Annotated in this window: 24 protein-coding genes and 1 tRNA gene; 12 read left to right on the top strand and 13 right to left on the bottom strand. The window is 54.8% G+C overall.

Annotated features, from left to right (window positions below; genetic code table 11):
- The first annotated feature begins 13 nt into the window (after positions 1 to 13).
- The 7 genes from flhB to LRS40_RS15900 all read left to right on the top strand — a co-directional run bounded on the left by flhB (position 14) and on the right by LRS40_RS15900 (position 7,761).
- Complete coding sequence (gene flhB / locus LRS40_RS15870) at positions 14 to 1,162, top strand: flagellar biosynthesis protein FlhB (RefSeq protein WP_142486239.1); 1,149 nt, start codon at positions 14 to 16, stop codon at positions 1,160 to 1,162.
- A complete protein-coding gene (gene flhA, locus LRS40_RS15875) occupies positions 1,155 to 3,233 on the top strand; it encodes a flagellar biosynthesis protein FlhA (protein ID WP_142486238.1) in 2,079 nt (692 codons plus the stop codon). The genes flhB and flhA overlap by 8 nt, the downstream gene beginning before the upstream one ends.
- A gap of 2 nt (positions 3,234 to 3,235) precedes the next feature.
- Positions 3,236 to 3,628: a flagellar protein FlhE gene (locus LRS40_RS15880; protein WP_142486237.1), complete on the top strand. Its 393-nt coding sequence runs from the start codon at positions 3,236 to 3,238 to the stop codon at positions 3,626 to 3,628.
- 157 nt (positions 3,629 to 3,785) lie between these two features.
- Positions 3,786 to 4,217 carry an arginine:ornithine antiporter gene (locus LRS40_RS15885; protein WP_142486236.1) on the top strand — a complete coding sequence of 144 codons (432 nt, stop codon included), beginning with the start codon at positions 3,786 to 3,788 and terminating at the stop codon, positions 4,215 to 4,217.
- A gap of 44 nt (positions 4,218 to 4,261) precedes the next feature.
- A complete protein-coding gene (locus tag LRS40_RS15890) occupies positions 4,262 to 4,777 on the top strand; it encodes a DUF805 domain-containing protein (RefSeq protein WP_231312017.1) in 516 nt (171 codons plus the stop codon).
- Positions 4,778 to 5,033: 256 nt separating this feature from the next.
- The gene (locus LRS40_RS15895) at positions 5,034 to 6,617 is read left to right on the top strand and encodes an MFS transporter (protein WP_142486234.1); all 1,584 of its coding nucleotides are present in this window, start codon (positions 5,034 to 5,036) and stop codon (positions 6,615 to 6,617) included.
- Positions 6,618 to 6,621: 4 nt separating this feature from the next.
- Positions 6,622 to 7,761, top strand: coding sequence for a glycoside hydrolase family 105 protein (locus LRS40_RS15900; protein ID WP_231312018.1), 1,140 nt, complete (start codon positions 6,622 to 6,624; stop codon positions 7,759 to 7,761).
- Positions 7,762 to 7,906: 145 nt separating this feature from the next.
- Here LRS40_RS15900 and argS read toward each other — a convergent pair whose 3' ends face one another.
- A complete protein-coding gene (gene argS, locus LRS40_RS15905) occupies positions 7,907 to 9,640 on the bottom strand; it encodes an arginine--tRNA ligase (RefSeq protein WP_142486232.1) in 1,734 nt (577 codons plus the stop codon).
- A gap of 174 nt (positions 9,641 to 9,814) precedes the next feature.
- Between argS and LRS40_RS15910 the strand changes: the two genes are divergently transcribed.
- Positions 9,815 to 10,375, top strand: coding sequence for a VOC family protein (locus LRS40_RS15910; protein WP_231313901.1), 561 nt, complete (start codon positions 9,815 to 9,817; stop codon positions 10,373 to 10,375).
- Between the two features lie 84 nt (positions 10,376 to 10,459).
- Positions 10,460 to 11,203, top strand: coding sequence for a copper homeostasis protein CutC (gene cutC / locus LRS40_RS15915; protein ID WP_231312019.1), 744 nt, complete (start codon positions 10,460 to 10,462; stop codon positions 11,201 to 11,203).
- Positions 11,204 to 11,437: 234 nt separating this feature from the next.
- Here cutC and cmoB read toward each other — a convergent pair whose 3' ends face one another.
- The 11 genes from cmoB to LRS40_RS15970 form a co-directional block, all read right to left on the bottom strand.
- Positions 11,438 to 12,409 (bottom strand): tRNA 5-methoxyuridine(34)/uridine 5-oxyacetic acid(34) synthase CmoB, encoded by a 972-nt coding sequence (cmoB, locus tag LRS40_RS15920; RefSeq protein WP_142486229.1) that lies wholly within the window; start codon positions 12,407 to 12,409, stop codon positions 11,438 to 11,440.
- Positions 12,406 to 13,146, bottom strand: coding sequence for a carboxy-S-adenosyl-L-methionine synthase CmoA (gene cmoA, locus LRS40_RS15925; RefSeq protein WP_231312020.1), 741 nt, complete (start codon positions 13,144 to 13,146; stop codon positions 12,406 to 12,408). Before cmoA ends, cmoB begins: the two co-directional genes overlap by 4 nt.
- Positions 13,147 to 13,186: 40 nt before the next feature.
- The gene (locus LRS40_RS15930) at positions 13,187 to 13,582 is read right to left on the bottom strand and encodes an MAPEG family protein (protein WP_138369354.1); all 396 of its coding nucleotides are present in this window, start codon (positions 13,580 to 13,582) and stop codon (positions 13,187 to 13,189) included.
- 50 nt (positions 13,583 to 13,632) lie between these two features.
- Positions 13,633 to 14,406 (bottom strand): DUF72 domain-containing protein, encoded by a 774-nt coding sequence (locus LRS40_RS15935; protein WP_231313902.1) that lies wholly within the window; start codon positions 14,404 to 14,406, stop codon positions 13,633 to 13,635.
- The gene (locus LRS40_RS15940) at positions 14,385 to 15,698 is read right to left on the bottom strand and encodes a site-specific integrase (RefSeq protein ID WP_231312021.1); all 1,314 of its coding nucleotides are present in this window, start codon (positions 15,696 to 15,698) and stop codon (positions 14,385 to 14,387) included. Before LRS40_RS15940 ends, LRS40_RS15935 begins: the two co-directional genes overlap by 22 nt.
- A 55-nt stretch (positions 15,699 to 15,753) precedes the next feature.
- Positions 15,754 to 15,990: an excisionase family protein gene (locus LRS40_RS15945; protein ID WP_231312022.1), complete on the bottom strand. Its 237-nt coding sequence runs from the start codon at positions 15,988 to 15,990 to the stop codon at positions 15,754 to 15,756.
- A 223-nt stretch (positions 15,991 to 16,213) separates the two neighbouring features.
- Positions 16,214 to 16,621, bottom strand: coding sequence for a hypothetical protein (locus tag LRS40_RS15950; RefSeq protein WP_231312023.1), 408 nt, complete (start codon positions 16,619 to 16,621; stop codon positions 16,214 to 16,216).
- Positions 16,608 to 17,633, bottom strand: a complete 1,026-nt coding sequence (locus LRS40_RS15955; protein ID WP_231312024.1) for a chromosome partitioning protein ParB — start codon at positions 17,631 to 17,633, stop codon at positions 16,608 to 16,610. Before LRS40_RS15955 ends, LRS40_RS15950 begins: the two co-directional genes overlap by 14 nt.
- Positions 17,633 to 18,235, bottom strand: coding sequence for a hypothetical protein (locus tag LRS40_RS15960; RefSeq protein WP_231312026.1), 603 nt, complete (start codon positions 18,233 to 18,235; stop codon positions 17,633 to 17,635). The genes LRS40_RS15955 and LRS40_RS15960 overlap by 1 nt, the downstream gene beginning before the upstream one ends.
- Positions 18,236 to 18,391: 156 nt before the next feature.
- Positions 18,392 to 18,547 carry a hypothetical protein gene (locus tag LRS40_RS15965; protein ID WP_231312027.1) on the bottom strand — a complete coding sequence of 52 codons (156 nt, stop codon included), beginning with the start codon at positions 18,545 to 18,547 and terminating at the stop codon, positions 18,392 to 18,394.
- Between the two features lie 320 nt (positions 18,548 to 18,867).
- A tRNA-Arg gene (locus LRS40_RS15970) sits at positions 18,868 to 18,944 on the bottom strand.
- A gap of 368 nt (positions 18,945 to 19,312) precedes the next feature.
- Between LRS40_RS15970 and LRS40_RS15975 the strand changes: the two genes are divergently transcribed.
- Complete coding sequence (locus LRS40_RS15975) at positions 19,313 to 19,813, top strand: super-infection exclusion protein B (RefSeq protein ID WP_231312028.1); 501 nt, start codon at positions 19,313 to 19,315, stop codon at positions 19,811 to 19,813.
- Positions 19,814 to 20,171: 358 nt separating this feature from the next.
- Here the strand turns inward: LRS40_RS15975 and LRS40_RS15980 are convergent, their stop codons facing one another.
- Complete coding sequence (locus LRS40_RS15980; protein WP_231312029.1) at positions 20,172 to 20,819, bottom strand: LexA family transcriptional regulator; 648 nt, start codon at positions 20,817 to 20,819, stop codon at positions 20,172 to 20,174.
- A gap of 97 nt (positions 20,820 to 20,916) precedes the next feature.
- On the opposite strand from LRS40_RS15980, the gene LRS40_RS15985 reads away from it, so the two are divergent.
- Together LRS40_RS15985 and LRS40_RS15990 are read left to right on the top strand one after the other, a co-directional pair.
- Entirely contained in the window at positions 20,917 to 21,126 is a 210-nt protein-coding gene (locus LRS40_RS15985; protein WP_231312031.1) for a Cro/CI family transcriptional regulator, read from the top strand.
- 28 nt (positions 21,127 to 21,154) lie between these two features.
- On the top strand, positions 21,155 to 21,709 hold the full coding sequence (locus tag LRS40_RS15990; RefSeq protein WP_231312033.1) for a YmfL family putative regulatory protein: 555 nt from the start codon (positions 21,155 to 21,157) through the stop codon (positions 21,707 to 21,709).
- Positions 21,710 to 21,848 lie beyond the last annotated feature (139 nt).

A 21,848-nucleotide genomic window follows, 5' to 3' on the forward strand; every position in this document is an offset into this window, starting at 1 on the left:
CGAGATGCTTGCCGTGGCAGAAGATAGCGACGACAAAACAGAAGCCCCCACACCCCACCGACTTGAAAAAGCGCGTGAGGACGGGCAAATACCCCGATCACGAGAACTCACCTCGCTGCTGATTTTACTGGTTGGCGTGTGCATTATCTGGATCGGCGGGGAATCCCTTGCCCGCAGACTGGCCGGCATGCTCTCGGCCGGGTTGCGCTTCGATCACAGCATGGTCAACGACCCTAACCTGATCCTCAGCCAGATTATCCTGCTGATCAAAAGCGCGATGGTCGCGCTGCTGCCGCTGATTACCGGCGTCGTACTGGTGGCGCTCGTATCGCCGATCATGCTGGGCGGGCTGGTGTTTAGCGGAAAGTCGTTGCAGTTTAAATTCTCAAAACTGAACCCGCTGCCCGGGATTGCGAAGATGTTCTCGGCGCAAACCGCCGCTGAGCTGGTGAAAGCGTTGATGAAAGCCACGCTGATGGGTAGCGTGGCCGGATTTTTTATCTGGCACAACTGGCCGGAGATGATGCGCCTGATCAGCGAGTCTCCGCTGACCGCGATGAGCAACGCGCTCGATCTGGTGGGGCTCTGTTCGCTGCTGGTGGTGCTGAGCATTATCCCGATGGTGGGATTTGACGTTTTCTTCCAGATCTACAGCCACATCAAAAAACTGCGGATGTCTAAACAGGACCTTCGCGATGAACATAAGCAGATGGAAGGCGACCCGCACGTTAAAGGGCGTATCCGCCAGATGCAGCGTGCCGCCGCGCGACGCCGGATGATGGAGGATGTGCCGAAAGCGGACGTCATCGTCACCAACCCGACCCACTACTCCGTTGCGCTGCAGTATGACGAAGACAAAATGAGCGCGCCGAAGGTGGTGGCGAAAGGGGCAGGGCTGATTGCCCTGCGGATCCGCGAAATTGGTAATGAAAATCGCATTCCGATGCTGGAGGCCCCGCCGCTGGCGCGTGCGCTTTACCGCCATGCGGAAATTGGACAACAGATCCCAGGCCAGCTGTATGCCGCTGTGGCGGAAGTGCTGGCATGGGTATGGCAGTTGAAACGCTGGCGTCTGGCCGGTGGTCAACGGCCTGTGAAACCTGAGAATCTCCCGGTGCCTGCTGCGCTGGATTTTATGAACGAGAAGGACACTGATGGCTAATCTGGTGGCAATGTTGCGCCTCCCCGGCAACCTGAAATCGACTCAATGGCAGATTATGGCCGGGCCGATCCTCATCCTGCTAATTCTGTCGATGATGGTGTTGCCGCTTCCGGCATTCATCCTCGACCTGCTTTTTACCTTCAACATTGCGCTCTCGATCATGGTGCTGCTGGTGGCGATGTTCACCCAGCGCACGCTGGAGTTCGCCGCATTCCCGACCATTCTGCTGTTTACCACGCTGCTACGTCTGGCGCTGAACGTGGCCTCCACCCGTATCATTCTGATGGATGGCCATACCGGCGGCGCGGCGGCAGGTAAGGTGGTTGAGGCCTTCGGCCACTTCCTGGTGGGCGGCAACTTCGCCATCGGTATTGTGGTGTTTATCATCCTCGTGATCATCAACTTTATGGTTATCACCAAAGGTGCGGGACGTATCGCGGAAGTGGGCGCGCGTTTCGTACTGGACGGGATGCCGGGCAAACAGATGGCGATTGACGCCGATCTCAACGCCGGGCTGATTGGCGAAGATGAAGCGAAAAAACGCCGTGCAGAAGTGACCCAGGAGGCCGACTTTTACGGCTCGATGGACGGTGCGAGTAAGTTCGTTCGCGGCGATGCCATCGCCGGTATTCTGATCATGGTGATCAACGTGGTGGGCGGCCTGCTGGTCGGGGTTCTGCAGCACGGGATGAGCATGGGCCATGCGGCGGAAAGCTATACCCTGCTGACCATCGGTGACGGTCTTGTGGCCCAGATCCCGGCGCTGGTGATCTCCACCGCGGCCGGTGTGATCGTGACCCGCGTCGCCACCGATCAGGACGTTGGCGAGCAAATGGTAACTCAGCTGTTCAGTAACCCGAACGTGCTGATGCTGTCGGCGGCGGTACTGGGGTTGCTGGGCCTGGTGCCGGGGATGCCGAACTTCGTCTTCCTGCTGTTCACCGCCGCGCTGCTGGGACTGGCCTGGTGGCTGCGCGGGCGTGAAGCCAAACCGAAGGCCGAGCCTGCGCCGATTAAGATGCCGGAAAACACCCAGGCGGTGGAAGCCACCTGGAATGACGTCCAGCTGGAAGATTCGCTGGGGATGGAGGTGGGCTATCGCCTGATCCCGATGGTTGATGCCCAACAGGACGGTGAACTGCTGGGGCGTATCCGCAGTATCCGTAAAAAATTCGCGCAGGACATGGGCTTCCTGCCGCCGGTGGTGCATATCCGCGACAATATGGATCTGCCCCCTGCACGCTACCGCATCCTGATGAAAGGGGTGGAGATCGGCAGCGGGGACGCCTATCCGGGGCGCTGGCTGGCGATCAACCCGGGTACGGCGGCGGGAACGCTGCCGGGGGAACAAACTATCGACCCGGCCTTCGGGCTGGCGGCCATCTGGATCGAAAGCGCCCTGAAAGAGCAGGCGCAAATCCAGGGCTATACCGTGGTGGAGGCCAGTACCGTGGTAGCCACCCACCTGAACCACCTGATCGGTCAGTTCTCGGCGGAGCTGTTTGGTCGTCAGGAGGCGCAGCAGTTGCTGGACCGCGTGACCCAGGAGATGCCGAAGTTGACCGAAGATCTGGTCCCGGGCGTATTGACCCTGACCACGTTGCACAAAGTGCTGCAAAATCTGCTCGACGAGAAAGTGCCGATCCGCGATATGCGTACCATTCTGGAAACCTTGGCCGAACATGCGCCGCTGCAAAACGATCCGCACGAGCTGACGGCGGTGGTGCGCGTGGCGCTGGGCCGCGCCATTACCCAGCAGTGGTTCCCGGGTACTGGCGAGGTGCAGGTGATTGGGCTGGATACGCCGCTTGAGCGTCTGTTGCTGCAGGCGTTGCAGGGCGGCGGCGGGCTGGAGCCAGGGCTGGCGGATCGTCTGCTGGCGCAAACCCAGGAGGCGTTGCAGCGTCAGGAGATGCTCGGCGCACCGCCGGTACTGCTGGTGAACCACGCGCTGCGTCCGCTGCTGTCACGCTTCCTGCGTCGCAGCCTGACGCAACTGGTGGTCCTGTCGAATATGGAGCTGTCGGACAATCGCCACATCCGCATGACTGCCAGCATTGGAGGGCAATAATAATGCGTAAACTACTCTGGTTACTGGCGCTGCCGATGATGGCGCAGGCCGCAGGCGAGGGGGCCTGGCAGGACAGCAGTATCGGCCTGACCCTTAACAATCGCGGCGTAGCGGCTTCGTCCCGTCCGCTGTCGGCGAAGCAGCCGGTATCCGGTCTGATGACCCTGGTGGTCTGGCGCTACGAGCTGAATGGCCCAATCCCCGCCGGGCTGCGGGTGCGGTTATGCTCCCAGGCGCGCTGCACCGAACTGGACGGCGCCAGCGGCAGCACCAATGCCTTCAACAATGTGCCCGCCGCCGAACCGCTGCGCTTTATCTGGGAAGTACCCGGCGGGGGCCGTCTGATCCCTGCCCTGAAGGTGCAGCGTAACGAGGTGATCGTTAACTACCGTTAAACCCCCAACGCCGTTCCGTTCACCCGAACCGAACGGCGTTGTCATTTATCAGGCTTTGTTATTTCCTTCCTGCTATTCCTTCCCCTCGCGGTTCTTATTTATAGGCTACACGTTGAGATACGTAGATATTTAAATCAATAATGGAAAGGAAGCAGATATGAAATTGAACTTCAGGCAAGTATGCATGTTCTGGGGGAGCATGGATGTTTTATATCTGGCCAATTATCTCTGGCAAAGTATTGCCGAGGGTCGTATTCCTTTAATTGATGATATTTTTAGTTTTAATCAGCTTTATACAGAACAGGGTGGCGGTTACTGGCTTATTTTAATATTTACCCTGTCAATGATAACAACTCTGTCCATTTTCTTTTCAGCTGTGTTGCTCCTTACCGCATGGGATAAGGCCATCTACCTGGTGGCTGCGCAAACCCCTTTGCGCTTGCTGTTGGTTATGCCCTCACTCTCTTTTTTGCCCTGGATCCTGAAAGGTATTAACCCAGGAGGAATAGGGCTGGCACTCGTTTTATTGCTAACGTCAGAGACACTGAAGGTCTGGTCATTGATAATCTCAAGAAAACGCAATAAGTGATTTTTTAATAACGTCAGGGACAGGGATTGTAAAAGGATGAACGTATGAACAAAAGCATCAAGGATGGTTATTATGACGGCTGGAAAAAGACTTTTGTATATAAGGGCCGAACTACGCGGAAAGCGTTTTGGTCATTCATAGTGATGAATATAATGATTGTTCTGTTTATTGCGGCGCTGAGCTATTTCCTTCTGGTCGTTTCAGTTGCCGATAGTACCAGCCGGGGCGGGATGATGCTGGTCTGGGCCTGGTATGTCTGGCTTCCCCTCAGCACGCTGGCCCCGATAATATTGCTCGTGCCCGTCGTCTCACTGGGCATCCGCAGGCTGCACGATGGCGGAAAATCAGGCTGGTGGTTTGGCGGGGCGCTGCTGATGAACATGCTGATCCTGCCGCTTATTCTGACCGGTATTCATCAGGTTATGCTTATCCTGGTAGAAGTAAACCACACAGATCAGGCGATGAAAATCATCAGCATCACACTCAGTACATTAGCGGCGCTTTATCTCCTCTGGCTATGCTGTTTGCCGTCAAAACCGGCAGCAGAGAACGCCGGCTGATCGCTTTTTCGCCAGTTATCAGTCCATTCTGATGACTGGCTCGCATAATTGACCCTGCCTTTTGAAGCAAAAGAAACGATGTTTTATAAAAGAGTGACGCGCGTAGTAAATCTCTTTGCATTTTTGCCAGTTGCCGCCGGGCGTTGGCAGAAACAGAAAGGTATCCGCGTAGGGATACTCTTACTGTAACCCTGTAGTCACTCCCGTTCCCTCCGGGCTAACCGGGAGTCATCTGAAACTTACAGGGTCGACGGTAATGAAAACACGTAAAATTGGACTCGCAAACTATCTGGCCTACGGATCGGGCGATTTTCTCGGGGCGGGAACCACAGCGCTAACCGCTGCCTGGCTGTTATATTTTTATACTACCTTCTGCGGTCTCTCTCCGATTGAGGCCACTTTCATCTTTGCTGCGGCAAGGGTGCTGGATGCCGTCGTCAGTCCGCTGATGGGCTTCCTGACCGATAACTTTGGTACCACCTGGCTTGGCAAACGCTTTGGCCGTCGTAAGTTCTTTATTCTGCTCGGCATCCCTTGCGTCTTCAGCTACTCGCTGATGTGGGTCGGGGATATGGGCTTCTGGTACTACCTGCTGACCTATCTGATCTTTGATATCGTCTACACCATGATCCTGGTACCGTACGAAACCCTGGTACCGGAGATGACCGACGATTTTAAACAGAAAACCAAATTCTCCGGCGCGCGTATCTCCATGGCGCAAATGTCGGCGATTCTGGCCTCCTTCCTGCCGGGTATTCTGTTGACCCACTTCGGGAAAGACAACGCCATCTCCTTCTTCTATGCCAGCCTGGTGTTCTCAGTGCTCTGCGCCCTGATGCTGACCTTCGTCTGGTTCTTTACCTGGGAGCGTCCGCGTGAAGAGTGGACCGAAGCCGCGCTGCGTGCCGAAGAAGAGAAGAAAAAACTGACGCTCGGGCAGAGCCTGAACCGTCTGTTCGTTGAGCTGAGCTCTACCCTGCGAATCAAAATTTTCCGTCAGCATCTGGGGATGTACCTCGGAGGCTACATCGCGCAGGACGTGTTTAACGCCGTCTTCACCTACTACGTGGTCTTTGTCCTGATGCAGGAAGCCTCCATGGCCTCTAACCTGCTCGGCACCATGGCTATCTTCCAGTTCCTTGCCGTTATCGCCATGATCCCGCTGTGCATCCGGTTTGGACCGGCGCCGTCGTATCGCATGGTGGTGGTGCTGTTTGGTCTGGCATCCATCTCCTATGCCGCGCTCTATTACGCCGGCATGAGCGATATCTACGCGCTGCTGCTGCTGGTTTCTGCTCTGGCGGGGCTGGGTCGCGGCGGGATCAACTACGTGCCGTGGAACACCTACACCTATATCGCTGACGTCGATGAAGTCATCACCGGTCAACGCCGCGAGGGCATCTTCGCCGGCATCATGACCCTGACCCGTAAAGCGTCGCAGGCGGGAGCCATCATGCTGGTGGGTATCGTCATGCAGATGTCCGGTTTTGTCAGCGGCCAGAAAGTGCAGCCGGAAGGGGTAAGCCACACCATTCTGATGATCCTGAGCGTGGGGACGATTCTGGTCCTGTGCTGCGGCTTCCTCGTCTCACTGCGCTTTAAGCTGAACTTACAAACGCACAGCACGCTGCGCGAAGAGACGGCCAAAATGCGTGAGTCCGGCCGTGCGATACCGGAGGCCGCTACGCCGCAGGCCCGCGCCACGGTCGAAATGCTGGCCGGTATGCCGTACGACTGCCTGTGGGGCAATAACAACATCGGCTATCTGAATCGCAATAAACCCGCTGCACCGTCCGTGAAAGAACGTGCTTTACTGAATTCGACATACAACAGAGGTTAAGATTATGAAGGTTTGGCCTGTCAAACATAGCCCGTTACTGCGTCAGCCAGAGCGTTTTATCGCCAGAGATGAGCTGAAAGCGCTGATCCAGAAAGTGACGCATAACCTGGTGAACATTCACGATAAAACCGGCGAGTTTTTACTGCGGCTGGACGACGGGCGCGTGATCGACACCAAAGGCTGGGCGGGCTGGGAGTGGACGCACGGGGTCGGTCTCTACGGCATCTGGCAGTATTACTGCCAGACCGGGGATGAAGGGATGCGCGATATCATCGACAGCTGGTTTGCCGAGCGCTTCGCCGAAGGGGCCACCACCAAGAACGTCAACACCATGTCGCCGTTTTTGACCCTTGCGTATCGTTATGAAGAGACGCGTAACCCGGCCTGGCTGCCGTGGCTGGAGAGCTGGGCCGAGTGGGCAATGGTTGAGATGCCGCTCACCGATCACGGCGGCATGCAGCACATCACCCTGGCGGAAGAGAACCACCAGCAGATGTGGGACGACACCCTGATGATGACCGTCCTGCCGCTGGCGAAGATTGGCAAACTACTTAATAAACCTGAATACGTGGAAGAGGCGGTCTATCAGTTCCTGCTGCACGTGCAGAACCTGATGGATCGGGAGACCGGGCTGTGGTTCCACGGCTGGAACTACGACGGTCAGCACAACTTTGCCAACGCCCGCTGGGCGCGCGGCAACAGCTGGCTGACAATCGTTATTCCTGATTTCCTTGAGCTGGTGGACCTGCCGGAAAACAATGCCGTGCGCCGTTATCTGGTGCAGGTGCTGAATGCGCAGATTGCTGCCCTGGCGAAGTATCAGGACGAGAGCGGTCTGTGGCATACGCTGCTCGACGATCCGAACTCTTATCTGGAGGCCTCCGCCACCGCCGGATTCAGCTACGGGATCCTGAAAGCGGTGCGCAAACGCTACGTGGCGGCGGAGTATGCGGAGGTGGCCGAGAAAGCCATCCGCGGGATCGTGAAGAATATCTCGCCGGAAGGTGAACTGCTGCAAACGTCATTTGGTACCGGGATGGGCAGCGATCTGGAGTTCTATCGCCAGATCCCGTTGACCTCGATGCCGTACGGTCAGGCGATGGCGATATTGTGTCTGACGGAATATCTGCGGAAATATTTCTGATAGCGGCAGGTATCCCCCGGTGGCGCTGCGCTTACCGGGGCTACAAAACAATAAACCCGGCTTGCGCCGGGTTTTTGTTATTTCGATACCCGGTTTTGTAGGCCTGATAAGCGAAGCGCCATCAGGCATTAACCGGACACCGATGTTACATGCGTTCGACGGTTTCAATACCCAGGGTATCCAGACCCAGCTTCAGGGTCTTCGCCGTCAGCTGCGCCAGCTTCAGGCGGCTGTTGCGTACCGCTTCACTCTCGGCGGAGAGAATAGGGCAGTGCTCATAGAAGCCGGAGAACAGGCCAGCCAGATCGTACAGGTAGGCGCACATCACGTGCGGCGTACCGTCGCGGGCCACCACAGACAGCGTCTCTTCGAACTGCAGCAGACGGGCCGCCAGCTGCGCTTCGCGATCTTCGCTGATGGTTACCTGCGCCTGCGCCAGCACGGCTTCGTCAATCTCTGCCTTGCGGAATACAGACAGCACGCGGGTGTAGGCATACTGCATGTATGGCGCGGTGTTGCCTTCGAAGGCCAGCATGTTATCCCAGTCGAATACGTAGTCGGTGGTACGGTTCTTGGAGAGATCCGCATATTTCACCGCACCGATACCGACGGCGTTCGCCAGTTTTTCCAGCTCGTCTGCAGGCATGTCCGGGTTTTTCTCTGCCACCAGACGGCGGGCACGCTCCAGCGCCTCGTCCAGCAGATCCGCCAGCTTCACGGTACCGCCCGCACGGGTTTTAAACGGTTTGCCGTCTTTACCCAGCATCATGCCGAACATGTGGTGTTCCAGCGGCACGGAATCCGGCACATAGCCCGCTTTACGCACGATGGTCCACGCCTGCATCAGGTGCTGGTGCTGACGGGAGTCGATGTAATAGAGGACGCGATCCGCATGCAGCGTTTCGTAGCGATATTTGGCGCAGGCGATATCGGTGGTGGTGTAGAGGTAGCCGCCATCCTTTTTCTGGATGATGACGCCCATCGGTTCGCCTTCCTTGTTTTTGTACTCATCAAGGAAGACCACCGTTGCGCCTTCGCTTTCGACCGCCAGCCCTTTGGCTTTCAGGTCGGCCACGATCCCGGCCAGCATCGGGTTGTACAGGCTCTCGCCCATCACGTCTTTACGGGTCAGGGTCACGTTCAGACGATCGTAGGTGAGCTGGTTCTGGGACATGGTGATGTCCACCAGCTGGCGCCACATCTGACGGAAGTACTCGTCGCCGCCCTGCAGTTTCACCACGTAGCTACGCGCGCGCTCGGCAAAGGCTTCGTCTTCGTCGTAGTGCTTTTTCGCATCGCGGTAGAAGCCTTCCAGGTCCGCCAGCGCCATCTCACCGGCATTATCCTGCTGCTGTTTTTCCAGCCAGGCGATCAGCATGCCGAACTGGGTGCCCCAGTCGCCGACGTGGTTCGCACGGATCACGTTGTGGCCGAGGAACTCCAGGGTGCGCACGGAGGCATCACCGATGATGGTGGAGCGCAGGTGGCCGACGTGCATCTCTTTCGCCACGTTCGGGGCGGAGTAGTCGACGACGATGGTTTGCGCTTGCGGCTGTGCCACGCCCAGACGGTCGGATTTCAGGGCCGCATCTACGTTTTGCGCCAGGAAGGCAGGGTCGAGGAAGATATTGATAAAGCCCGGCCCGGCGATTTCGGTTTTGCTGGCGATACCCTGCAGATCCAGGTGCGTCAGGACCTGCTCTGCGAGTTGTCGCGGCGCCATGCCCAGTTTTTTAGCCACTGCCATCACGCCATTGGCCTGATAGTCGCCAAACTGTACTTTCGCTGACTGACGAACCTGCGGTTCACAGTCTGCAGGTGCGCCTGCAGCAATCAGTGCCTGACTGACTTTTTCTGAGAGAAGAGCCTGAATATTCACCGGGATACCTTACATTTTTGACGCGACCATCATGCTGCCGCGTCAGTTAAAGAAATTAGGCCGGGAGTATACTGCAATTGCCCGTTGCCGTCAGCACTGGCTCAAATCAGCGGTTGGTCGCAGGCGGGCAACAGAGTAAATTAACGCTTTTGCATGACGATAAGAGTATCAATGATGGCGAACTGGCAATCTGTTGACGAGCTGCAGGACATTGCAGCTGATTTACCGCGTTTCACCGCGGCCTTTACGGCGCTTGCCGAACGCCTGGGTCTGGAGATCGCTCCGCTCGCGGCGGACCATATCTCCCTGCGCTGCCATCAGAACGCCACCGCCGATCGCTGGCGGCGCGGGTTTGAGCAGTGCGGCGAGCTGCTCTCTGAAAACATCATCAATGGCCGTCCGATCTGCCTGTTCAAGCTGCACGAGCCGGTCTGCGTCGCCCACTGGCGCTTTGAGGTAGTTGAACTGCCGTGGCCGGGTGAGAAACGCTATCCCCACGAAGGCTGGGAGCACATCGAAATCGTGCTGCCTGGTGACCCCGACACCCTCAATGCCCGCGCGCTGGCGCTGCTGTCCGACGAGGGCTTAAGCCAGCCCGGGATTTTTGTTAAAACCAGCTCGCCAAAAGGGGATCGCGAACGTCTGCCGAATCCGACCCTGGCAGTTACCGACGGCAGCGTGACGGTGAAGTTTCATCCCTGGACCATCGAACAGATTGTCGCCAGCGAAGAATAAACCCGACACTTTGTGAGCTGACGCCGTGTCGCGGGTATGGCGGCATGGCATGATGCAAAACCCAACTGAAGATAAGGAGGTTTCGTGGCATTGCTGGAGATCTGTTGTTACAGCATGGCGTGTGCCGTGACCGCGCAGGAACGCGGCGCCGATCGCATTGAACTCTGTGCGGCCCCGAAAGAGGGCGGGCTGACCCCGTCTTATGGCGTGCTGAAATCGGTGCGTCAGGCGGTGACCATCCCGGTTCACCCGATTATCCGCCCGCGCGGCGGGGATTTTTGCTACAGCACGGGCGAATTTGACGCCATGCTGGAGGATATCGCCCTTGTGAACCAGCTGGGTTTCCCGGGGCTGGTGACCGGCCTGCTGAATGAGGACGGCCATATCGATATGCCGCGCATGCGCCAGATTATGACCGCCGCGCAGGGGATGGCGGTAACTTTTCATCGCGCCTTTGATATGTGCATAAATCCGCAGCAAGCCTTTGAAAAGCTGGCGGAACTGGGGGTTGCACGCGTGCTCACTTCCGGCCAGCAGTCTTCCGCCGGAAAAGGTATTTCATTAATTAAGGAACTAAAAGCGCAATCAGGTGTTCCAATAATAATGGCTGGTGCTGGCGTTCGCGCCGCCAACCTGGAAATGTTTTTACAGGCAGGGGTATTCGAGCTTCACAGCTCGGCAGGCAAATGGTTGCCGTCACCCATGCGCTATCGCAACACAGGCTTGTCGATGTCGACGGATGCTGAGGCGGACGAATATTCCCGCTATGGCGTGGACGGCGAGTCGGTTGCAGAGATGAAGGCGATAATCGAAAGGTATCATCGCTAATACAGTTTTTACCGCGCATCATGTCGCCCAATATGATGCTTGTTTGTACCAGGCCCCTGCAATTTCAACAGGGGCCTTTTTTTGTCCATTTATCCTTCATATTTCAAGCTGCAGCTGCGTTGGCAGCCTCGCTCACCCCGGTCACTTACTGATGTAAGCTCCCGGGGATTCGCTGCGTTGCCGCCTGGCTGCAACTTGAAATATTTTGGATAAAGCGTGCCACCCGGCTAAACGCTACGGTTTGGTGGCAATCAACACCGCGCGTACTGGTGCCGGATAACCTTCAATCGTTTTGCTGCTGTCATTCGGGTCGAGGAATTCGGCCAGCGACTCGGTGGTCATCCACTCGGTGCGGCGCTGCTCTTCGGTAGTGGTAACGCAGACGTCCGCGATACGGATATCAACAAACCCACACTTCGCCAGCCAGTTTTTCAGCGCCAGCGCCGACGGGATAAAGTAGACGTTACGCATCTGGGCGTAACGATCGCCCGGCACCAGCACCGCATTTTCATCGCCCTCAATCACCAGCGTCTCCAGCACCAGCTCACCGCCGCTGACCAGCTGATCTTTCAGCTGCCAGAGGTGTTCCAGCGGTGAACGGCGGTGATAAAGCACGCCCATCGAGAAGACGGTATCAAACGCCGCCAGCGCGGGAAGTTGCTCAATGCCCAGCGGCAGCAGGTGCGCGCGCTGGTCGTTGCCCAACAGTTTGCGTACCGCTTCGAACTGGCAGAGGAACAGCTGCATCGGATCAATCCCGACCGCCAGATGGGCGCCTGCGCCGATCATGCGCCACAGGTGATAGCCGCTACCGCAGCCGACATCCAGAATGGTGCGTCCGGTTAAATCGGACAGGTGCGGTAACACGCGATCCCATTTCCAGTCCGAATGCCATTCGGTATCGATATTCATGCCGTACAGGGAGAACGGCCCTTTACGCCACGGCATCAGATTGCGCATCAGCTTGTCGAGACGCAGCATCTGACCTTCGCTCAGGGGCGTTTCGCTTTCGGCGGTGACGCTGTGCAGGAGATCCAGTTTGTACGGGGTCATCTCCGGCAGAAACTCGACCGCGTTGCTCCACTGCTTAAACTGGCCGTGCAAAGACTCGCGCTGCCAGGCGGCGATCTGCCCTGGCAGAGTTTCCAGCCAGTGGGAGAGGTGATTTTTAGCAATCAGCTGATAAAAGTTACCGAAATCGATCATGCGTTACCGCCTTTCAGCGCCACCAGAGAGCCAAAGTTAAAGCACTGGAACCACAGCTCACTGTGCTCGAATCCGGCCTTGCGCAGGCGGGCTTTGTGGGCTTCAACCGAGTCGGTCAGCATCACGTTCTCCAGCATGCTGCGCTTCTGGCTGATCTCCAGCTCGCTGTAGCCGTTAGCCCGTTTGAAATCGTGGTGCATGTTGAACAGCAGCTCGCCGACAGTGGCATCTTCGAAGCTGAACTTCTCCGACAGCACCAGCGCGCCGCCAGGGTTCAGCCCCTGATAAATTTTGTCCAGCAACAGCTGACGATCGTCGGGCTCGAGGAACTGCAGGGTAAAGTTCAACACCACCATTGAGGCGTTTTTAATCTCGATATGGCGGATATCACCTTCGATCACCTCTACCGGGGTAGGCGCTTTCCAGGCGTCGATATGGCGGCGGCAGCGTTCAACCATGGCCGGGGAGTTGTCGACGGCGATTATGTTGCAGCCGTCGTGCTTGATGTTACGACGAACCGACAGCGTAGCCGCGCCCAGTGAGCATCCCAGATCGTAGACCTGCGTGTCGGGCTGAACAAAACGTTCCGCCAGCATGCCGATCATGGAGATGATATTGGAGTAGCCGGGGACCGAGCGCTGGATCATATCCGGGAAGACTTCAGCTACCCGTTCATCGAAGGTCCAGTCGCCCAGACTGGCGATAGGCGCAGAAAAAAGCGTGTCGCGATCTGACATAACGTAAAAATCCGGGAAAAATAAAGGGGCGTATTGTGCGCTAATGCAATGAGAAAACCAACTCCCACGGCATATACCACAGGTTAGCCAGCACCATTAGCACAAGCGAACACCAGGTGGCGCTCATGCCGGAGCGGCGCCAGCGGAACAGGCGCTGATGGAGGCCATAGTAATGCATCAGGCGCCCAAGGATCAGCAGCAGGCCGCAGACATGCACCATCCAGGTTTCGGCGCCGTTCATTTCCATAAACAACAGCAGGATCAGCGCCGCCGGGATGTACTCCACCGCATTGCCATGAATGCGGATCGCGGTTTGCAGCTCCGAAAACCCACCGTCGCCATAAGAGACGCGGTACAACATCCGCAGGCGCGCAACATCGAACGAAAACTTAATTAACAGTAACGCACCCAGCACTGCATACAGCGCGCAGACCATACAAACTCCCTGTTTTTTGGCAGATGGCACTTCTATGATAGGGGCTGGGATCAGAAAAGAGAAGATTGCTGCGGAATGGTGGGGGCGTCGCCAATGGACGGAGCCACGGCCTGCAAGGCTTGCCAGAGAGCATCGACCAGTTGCGGGGCCTGGGCGATATCGGGAGTATGTAAAAAAAGGTACGGTGTGGCGGTCTGTTCCCACTTCGCCAGTGTTTGTAGCCAGACGGCAAACAGCGCCTGGTTTTGCGGCATATTGTCGCTGCCGATAAAGCGCACCATCGGATTGCCGGCGGTCATCACCGCATGTACCGGCACCTTCGGCTTTTTGCGCTGGGCGTCGATGATAGCCTCGTTGTGCGGCACGGCAGCATGCACCGGACGGCTGTCGAGGATCGTTCGATTGACGCCGCGCTCGTGCAGACCGCGATTGAGCGCTTTCTCCGCGTCGCCCTTCATGAAGAACTCAGGGTGACGAACCTCCACGCCGTAGGTAAATTCCCGGGGCAGGGCGTCGAGGAACTGCCACAGCGCGGGCAAATCACGCGGGCCAAAGGTGGCGGGGAGCTGAACCCAGTACTGGCCGATGCGGCTGGCCAGCGGTGACATTCGGGTGAAAAACGCTTCGGTGAGATCGTCGCAGTTTCGCAGCGCGGCCTGATGGGAGATGGTGGCCGGGAATTTAAAGCAGAAGCGAAAGTCGTCGCTGGTCTGCTCCCGCCAGCGCGCCACCACCTCGGCCTTCGGCAGGGCGTACAGCGTGGTGTTACCCTCCACACAGTTAACATGTCGGGCATTCGTATTTAACTTACTGATTTCAATAATTCTCTGGTGCTGCTTTGCAGGCTTTGGGGCATCTGTGGGGCAAAACTCGCAAGCCTCTGATTCAGCATTGCGATCTGCTCACTGCTGCTGTCAGCCATCCACGCCCCGTACACATTGAAGACCATCTGGGCGCTCGCATGGCCCATCTGGCTGGCAATGAAGCTGGGGTTGGCGCCAGCTGACAGTGACCAGCACGCATACGTGTGACGCGACTGATAAGCTTTCCTGTGCCTTATCCCTGCTCGCTTCTCCGCTGCATCCCACAAATCACCTATCGAGTCGACTTTGTAGATGAACCCGACATGCTGACATCTTCTGACCAGTTGAGGGTTGAAGACAAATGTACAGTCGTGGCTCTCCGTTCTGCCGTACTCGCGCAGCTGCACATCAATGTGATGCTGCTTTCCAAGCCTGGTCATTTCCGCCTGATTCCTCAGGACGCTGATCGCGGGCTGGATAAGGTGTATGACCCTGTTTGTACTCGCCTCAGTTTTCGGTAGAGTGAATTCGCCCAGTTTTGTATAATTACGCCTGATTGTTATTGTTCCAGCTTCAAGATCGATATCCTCCCAAGCCAGGGAGGTCAGCTCCCCGTGACGTACCCCTGTGTAAACTGCAAGTGACCACAGGTTTTTCGTCTGCTGATGCCGGCATGCATCGATCAGGCGAATAAATTCGTCACGAGTTAGCGGATCTGGCTCTGCCCTGGCTTTTTTAAGAGGCTTGATCCCTTCGAAGGGGTTTGCCTCTACGTAGCCGTGATCTGCGGCAAACTGAAACATTCCGGCAATGGTTGTCATGTAATAATTCACGGTGACAACACTTCTTCCCTTCGCCGGGGCCTTCCCCTTCACTGGCGTCTGGTGACCGGTCAGTAAATCTTTCCTGATATACAGCAGTTCCTCTTTGGTCACCGCCGACACCAGCCGATTACCCCCGATCCTGGGCACCACATTCCTTGCGACTGACTCATAACGGTTGAGTGCGTTCGCGCAGATTTCCATCCTCTTCAGATCCAGCCACTTTTCTGCAAGTTCTAACACTGTAATTTCTTTTTTACCCACCCCAAAAGTCTTGAGGTTAGGGGAATCCGGAAACTGTGCCGCATACTCAAATGTGCCTGTGCGGATGGCAAAACATACCGACGTCCGCAGTTCCCCGGCGATCTTCCTGTTCTTAGCGGTGTCAGGGACACCGAGACTTTCCCTGACACGCTTACCTTTAAAATTAAACCAGATGCGCAATGTGCCACCGTGGTTTTCGACGCCTGTTGGATATGTAACTTTATCCATTGACTCCTCCAGACGCCCAAGAGCGATATGAGATTACCTTTTTCATGGCATCAAATCACCCTGGCTGTTTGTTTTTCATCGAGGCGACCCATGCATCAACCGCTTTCCGGTTATACATGCACTCGCTGGATGGCTTAGGAGTTCCGTCCGGAGAGACGTGAAGATATTCCCGCCCGACCATCCAGCACTCTTTTCTGGCCCGGAGGATGGTTCCGGGCTTTAGCCCGGTAACCGCGATAAGAACATTTTCACAAACCCAGTCATTCGGTACCAAAAGAACAACATCGCTCATACTCACCTCACATCACACTCAGACCACGGCGGTGGCACCAGACCTCAAACATCCGCCTGACTACCTCCCGACAGTAAAACCCTTCAATGTCGCGTGTCAGGTCATAGCGGTTTCCATACCGCTGGCGCATATGCATCTCAAATGCCTTGTTCAATGGCTGCCTCCATTTTTCCGTTTGCCTGACGAACGCAGCGTTCGAAAGAAGAAGGGGTGACTATGTTTTTCAATTCCTGAACGAGGTAATCGTTGCGCTGCTGGTGGAGCTGCAGCGTGCGCTCTTTCTCTTCCTGGCGAAGTATGGCCAGCCGCGCTGTGATAACGCGTCGCTTTGCTTTAACAACCCGCAGCGCGTTTTCAGCCTTTTTACGCCACGCGCTCCAGTCGCTGCTGCTTTTAGAGCTGGCCAGCTGATCCTCAATGCTGAGCTGTACTTCTTCAGCGCCGCGTTCTCCGAAGACAATGCTGAAGCAACAGCACGAGTTCCAAGAAGCTCCAGAACAGCTACTTGGACTGCATAAGCGAAGTTTGCTGAGGGGAAGTTACGTACAACTTCAGCATCACGTTGCATACGAACTGCAACGATCATCAATTCATCCAGCTGTTCGCCGGTCATTAATTTATTGGTTGTCATGATTCACTTCCTGCAGAAGTTTGTGCTGCTTAACGAAGTGGGCCACTGCCTTTGACTGGCTGGTAACGACACCGTTGAGGCTCACGTTCTTGCCGCGATAGATAGGGGCCGACCCGATCTCTTCGCCATCGAGTGAAACGTAAAGGATTTTCCCGCGCACCTCAGCGGAAGGGATTGGCTGAGACAGTCGGTATGTTTCACGCGCTTCAGCAATCGCTTTGTGTTCGTCGATAATGGATAGAGCTTCAGCCAGCGCAGCACCCTGGATGGTGAACACACCTTCGTCACTGATCTCCGCCTGGGCCATCAGTTCCACGAAACGCCGCGCATTCTTGATGCTGAGTTCTGGGGCGATAGCGCTGCGGGTAACCTTCGTTTTCCCTTGGGCAGCCGCAACAGCTTTATCGTGCTGCAGTACCTCGCCAGCTTTTTCGCCGTACTCTTTTACGCGATCAACAGCAACATCAACGGAGACAGCCCCGGATTTAACTTCCTGCTGAACGTCATAATTCGCGGTGCTGAGCGTCAGTAACTTTTCAACCGTACCGACTGACTTATTAACCAGCTTCGCAATCTCGCTGGTAGTCTGGTTAAACGCGTTGTGCAGCTCCTGAATAACCGCAGCCTGCTCAATATCGGAAAGGGGCAACTGGTTATTGCTGGTCATGATCCTCGCCAGGCGCTGCACATCGTTACCGTTAAACGGCATGATGTGAATGCGGTCAACCGGCTTACCAGCTGCACGGCAACGCTCATAGCAGCGGCGACGGCGGTGGCCTTCAACAACCCAAACACCACCCTCATCACGTGCGATAACTTCCAGTGGAGGAACAGAACCGCCGTTCATCAGGTAGGTAAACAGTTCGTCGTCTGCCTGGATAGTGCGTTCATCGTCGTCATGACGCTTGTTGAAACCTGCGCGAACGTGGATATCGTCGAGGCTGATGAACATCCCGGTATCAGTGCGCTTGATAGTCCCGTCGCGGGACATCTGCTTGAATGAGTTAGACATCAATGGTCACCTTCTGAATGAGCGTTAAGCATTTGATCCGTTGCTGTGCAACCCAATGACGAACATTCAGAACCACCACAGCACTTACACACTTGCTTAGGGCCAATTCGCAGGTTATATGCAAAGCTCTCAGCTTCATTTTCAGCCATTGCCAGGGCCTCACGGACTTCGCCATAACCAAAAATTTCTGGTGAAAGTTTGGCTCTATCCTCGCCAAATTTACGCGCCAACTCTTCAACGCCTGCGGCTTTAATTTCGAGTTCTACCTTATCGGTAGCTGGCGTAAGTTCGCGCAGCTCTCGCTGGGCTTCCAGCAGATGCATATTGGTGCGCTTCTTGGTGTGACGCTCGACAATGCGATCACACTCTTTAGCCCAGCAGGTAACATCATCACGAAGAATGGTGTTTTCGATGGCGAGAACTGATCGCTGCTGCATGGACTCACACAGCGCAACGCTGGTTACGTCGAGTCTGGTTGCCAACTCGTTCATCAGCTGAGCTGAAGCAACTGGGAGGTACTTAGCGGCAATGCGAGCGGCGTCTACCAACTGCTCTCTGGTCATGCGTGGTTGTAACTCGGTGACGGTCTGTGCGTTAGTCATGGTTAGTTTCTCCGTTATATAAGCGTCCTGCACGACGCTGAATTTTTGGCCTTACAACTTAAAAGAGGCCGCCTTGGTCTTTTGGGGAGATGCGTTTTCGTTTAGTGATTTCAGCTTTTGTTACCTGTTTGTCTGCCCAGGCTTTCGCATGCCGCATCACATCATCGAAAATTGCTCCTTTCTTGCTGGCTTGCGACATACGCTTATATAAATCAATCGCTTGCCATGCCCCCCCTGAGCCACCGAAGAGGAAAAGCCTTGTTTAATCAGCAGTTCCTTAACGTTTTTCTCAATAAATTCGAGGTGGTTCATCAGTCCTCCAGTGGAAATATCCGCTGAATTTTGGTTGCACGAATCCCGCGCCTTACGGCGAAAAATTATTTGGGTTCGCTTTAATAAGCACCCAGGGTAGGGCGCTTAATGAAGCGGGCGACTGCCATCGCCGGTTAGTTCTCCACACAGCTGGAAGCGCACTCCAACGTTTCACACCTGTCACCCATAACTGATGGATTAAGGAATGCGCTTTCAGCTGTGAAAATGGGCGGTCGGCATTAAGGACATTCACAACTACCGACCGCCAAGACTACACACAGCTTTCGTTACTACGGGTTACCACGCTGGCTACGTGATATTGGCGCAGCATGCAGGATTCGAACCTGCGACCCACGGCTTAGAAGGCCGTTGCTCTATCCAACTGAGCTAACGCCACAACAAAAAGAGCACTACCGCGTTCTGCCGTTCCATCCTGGCTTTTGGTACTGCAACGGCTGCGAGATGTTTTTTGCATGCCAGCGCTCTTTTGGTTATGGCCTCGTCTCTTCCGAGGTGTCACACCTAACCGCCACGCTGGTGAAACGTCTCTGACTGTCGTTCGTGCCTGGCTTGCACATTACGGCTACCCGGCATGGAAAGTAGCTTGAAGGAACCCTGCCGGACCGCTGCGACACATGTGCCATATGCCGCACTGCAAAAGTGCCTGTCTTTTCACCACATCAGGCTCGGTGGTTCTCGTGTACCCCTACAGCGAGAAATCGGTTAAAATCTTCTCACCCCTACAGAGAGTTATGGATTCCGCCGATGGACAACAAATGGTTGCAGGACTTACTGCCCTCGATCCTGCGTGACATAGACATTAGGCGTTTAATGCACATGCTAATTATCTTCGTCATTCTCACTATATTTTTGCCAGACTCTCTAAAGCAGTCTGTAGGCTCTCATAATCCAGAATTTCTTCCGGCGTTCAGTCTTTATTATCTGCTGATCCTATGCGTCAGCTTTTTTATTTCGTCGCTGACCTGCTTCACGACTAAATCGGCTTTTGGTGCACTTCACACGCTGGCTTTGCGTTTTAAAATCAAGATACTCTCAGTACCTGAGAAGCAGTGTTTGCTGGATTTCATAAAAACCGGCAACCATGTTGTGTATGCAAAAAACCATAATCCGGTCGTTGAGCAGTTGGTTCATAAAGGCATTCTTAGGAAGACCTATTCACTTAACTGCGGCCCTGACATGGAAGGTTACGTGATAGAAACCAAGTATCATTTCCACATACTGAGGCACTTATCTGCCAGCCTTTGACCAAAACGCTTAATCCTTAACGACATCTTTTTACCAGCAACATAAATCAGTTTTTCCATTCGCGTTCTATTGCGACGCTCTTTCCTGATCAGCTCATCGAACGTATCCGGTAGAACCGCAAAATCCGCAGGCAACTTTGTAAGGTCACAACCGCATCTAGGACACTCAGAGTAGAGTGGCTCAATCTTCACGCCTCTCGGCAGAGCGACCATCTTTCTGTTTGCGCTTGTGCTCATCACCACTCCAGTTAGGTGCCGTGCTGCATTTTTGTTTCGATGGCTAAAATCTAAAATAACTTAGAATGAAGGTCAAGCAGAAAACCTAAAATAATTTAGATTTTCTGTAAGGGAGGGGGGATCTACTTGCGGCGCATCATTCGGCGATGCTCAACAACCACACCAACGATATGAATTTTTTCCTTTGCAGAATTGCGAATGGCGTAATCGTCGTTCAAAGGAACGAGCTCGAATATCTCTTCGCCATATTCACTGATACCACGAGCGCGGTATTTCTTAAATGTCGCCTCATCACCACCATTTTTGGCGACAACGTAATCACCGGGACCTGGATGTAGCTCTGGATCTACAATGATGACATCACCCTCAACAAATTCAGGCTCCATAGATTTTCCTTTTACCTTCAAGGCAAAAGTTGAATGTGAGTGAAGCTCTGAAGTCAAAATATAGTCCACCGTTCCTTCAAGGTTTCTGGCGTCACATTCAGGTGTCCAGGCACCGGCTTGAACGTAGCTAATTATCGGAACCTGCTGCGCTGCAACTGGCGCAGCGCTCACGTTAGATTCGTCTTCTCTGCCGTACAAAAGGAAACCTTCACTAACCCCCAGGTATCGAGCCAGATTTGTTAGTGACTTCCCGCCAGGAACATTAAAATCTCTTTCCCAATAGCCAATGGTTACATCTGAAACCCCCACAGCCTTTCCTAGCTGGCCTTGAGTTAGCTTCCTCTGCTTCCTTAACTCCTTTAAACGCGTGCCAAGTGTTCCCACAGTTCAGATCCTTAGAAATTATAACCTAAGTAATCTTAGTTTTTATTGACCTAAAAAAGGTTAGGTAATACTATCTAAATATTCTTAGGAGGACATCATGACTACGACTGAACTTGAGCAGTATTTCGGCTCACCAAACAAAGCTGCAGAATTTTTTGGAGTTTCCCCAGAGGCTTTTTACCAGTGGCGCGCTCGCCCTGGTCAGTTAATCCCGAAAGGACGTGCAGCCGAGGCGGCGGCACGAACTAAGGGGAAGCTTAAGTTCGACGCATCGCTTTACCTAAAGCGTAACCAAAAAGCTGCATAGCAGTAACCACAGATAAAAGGGGTAAGCCGTGGGTATAGAACCTAAATGGAAAGTTGAAAAGCAGCCTGCATGGTTAGTTTCAGCGATCAGAAAGACGATCGCCGCATTGCCTGGTGGGTACGCTGAGGCCGCAGATATTCTTGATGAAACTCAGAATTCACTCTTTAACCGGCTTCGCGCTGGTGGGGATCAAATATTCCCAATGGGGTGGGCGATGGTTTTACAGAGCGCTGCTGGTGTGAGTTACATCGCTGACGCGTTTTCACGTGAAACCGATAACGGAATTCATGTTCCTGGTGCCGTGCCAGATGATGAAAACGAAGAGATTGGACTGAAACTGGCTGAGCTTGTGGGTCGACTTGGCGAGTTAGTCAATGCATACCGGCATTACATTGAAGACGGCGTAGTTGATAAAGGCGAATGGCAGAGCCTTAATGATATCGCATATCAATTCAGGGTCACTCTCATGACGTTCCTGAATCTTATTTCCCGTGTTTATTGCCTTCCAGAAATGGGTGAGGCCCGCGAGTGTGCAGCTCCGGGCCCCTTGGCGTGTCGTATCAGTGGAGAAACTAACGCATGAACAGTTTAACGGTAAATCACCGTCTGCCGCAACTACGTGGCGTTCCAGTGCATGGGGCCTCGTCGTTTCGGTATGAGCGCATGGTATCAGGCCGCTGGGTTCCGTGTAACCACAGTCGGGCAGTGGCAATCGTGGGGGT

This window comes from Leclercia sp. G3L, assembly GCF_021117075.1.
GTDB lineage: Bacteria > Pseudomonadota > Gammaproteobacteria > Enterobacterales > Enterobacteriaceae > Enterobacter > Enterobacter adecarboxylatus_C.

Bases quoted from the DNA above. Each gene is read 5' to 3' on its own strand.
- flhA (WP_142486238.1), top strand. From the start codon at position 1,155: ATGGCTAATCTGGTGGCAATGTTGCGCCTCCCCGGCAACCTGAAATCG.
- LRS40_RS15880 (WP_142486237.1), top strand. From the start codon at position 3,236: ATGCGTAAACTACTCTGGTTACTGGCGCTGCCGATGATGGCGCAGGCC.
- LRS40_RS15885 (WP_142486236.1), top strand. From the start codon at position 3,786: ATGAAATTGAACTTCAGGCAAGTATGCATGTTCTGGGGGAGCATGGAT.
- LRS40_RS15890 (WP_231312017.1), top strand. From the start codon at position 4,262: ATGAACAAAAGCATCAAGGATGGTTATTATGACGGCTGGAAAAAGACT.
- LRS40_RS15895 (WP_142486234.1), top strand. From the start codon at position 5,034: ATGAAAACACGTAAAATTGGACTCGCAAACTATCTGGCCTACGGATCG.
- LRS40_RS15900 (WP_231312018.1), top strand. From the start codon at position 6,622: ATGAAGGTTTGGCCTGTCAAACATAGCCCGTTACTGCGTCAGCCAGAG.
- LRS40_RS15910 (WP_231313901.1), top strand. From the start codon at position 9,815: ATGGCGAACTGGCAATCTGTTGACGAGCTGCAGGACATTGCAGCTGAT.
- cmoB (WP_142486229.1), bottom strand. From the start codon at position 12,409: ATGATCGATTTCGGTAACTTTTATCAGCTGATTGCTAAAAATCACCTC.
- cmoA (WP_231312020.1), bottom strand. From the start codon at position 13,146: ATGTCAGATCGCGACACGCTTTTTTCTGCGCCTATCGCCAGTCTGGGC.
- LRS40_RS15930 (WP_138369354.1), bottom strand. From the start codon at position 13,582: ATGGTCTGCGCGCTGTATGCAGTGCTGGGTGCGTTACTGTTAATTAAG.
- LRS40_RS15940 (WP_231312021.1), bottom strand. From the start codon at position 15,698: ATGGATAAAGTTACATATCCAACAGGCGTCGAAAACCACGGTGGCACA.
- LRS40_RS15945 (WP_231312022.1), bottom strand. From the start codon at position 15,990: ATGAGCGATGTTGTTCTTTTGGTACCGAATGACTGGGTTTGTGAAAAT.
- LRS40_RS15950 (WP_231312023.1), bottom strand. From the start codon at position 16,621: ATGACAACCAATAAATTAATGACCGGCGAACAGCTGGATGAATTGATG.
- LRS40_RS15955 (WP_231312024.1), bottom strand. From the start codon at position 17,633: ATGTCTAACTCATTCAAGCAGATGTCCCGCGACGGGACTATCAAGCGC.
- LRS40_RS15960 (WP_231312026.1), bottom strand. From the start codon at position 18,235: ATGACTAACGCACAGACCGTCACCGAGTTACAACCACGCATGACCAGA.
- LRS40_RS15965 (WP_231312027.1), bottom strand. From the start codon at position 18,547: ATGAACCACCTCGAATTTATTGAGAAAAACGTTAAGGAACTGCTGATT.
- LRS40_RS15975 (WP_231312028.1), top strand. From the start codon at position 19,313: ATGGACAACAAATGGTTGCAGGACTTACTGCCCTCGATCCTGCGTGAC.
- LRS40_RS15985 (WP_231312031.1), top strand. From the start codon at position 20,917: ATGACTACGACTGAACTTGAGCAGTATTTCGGCTCACCAAACAAAGCT.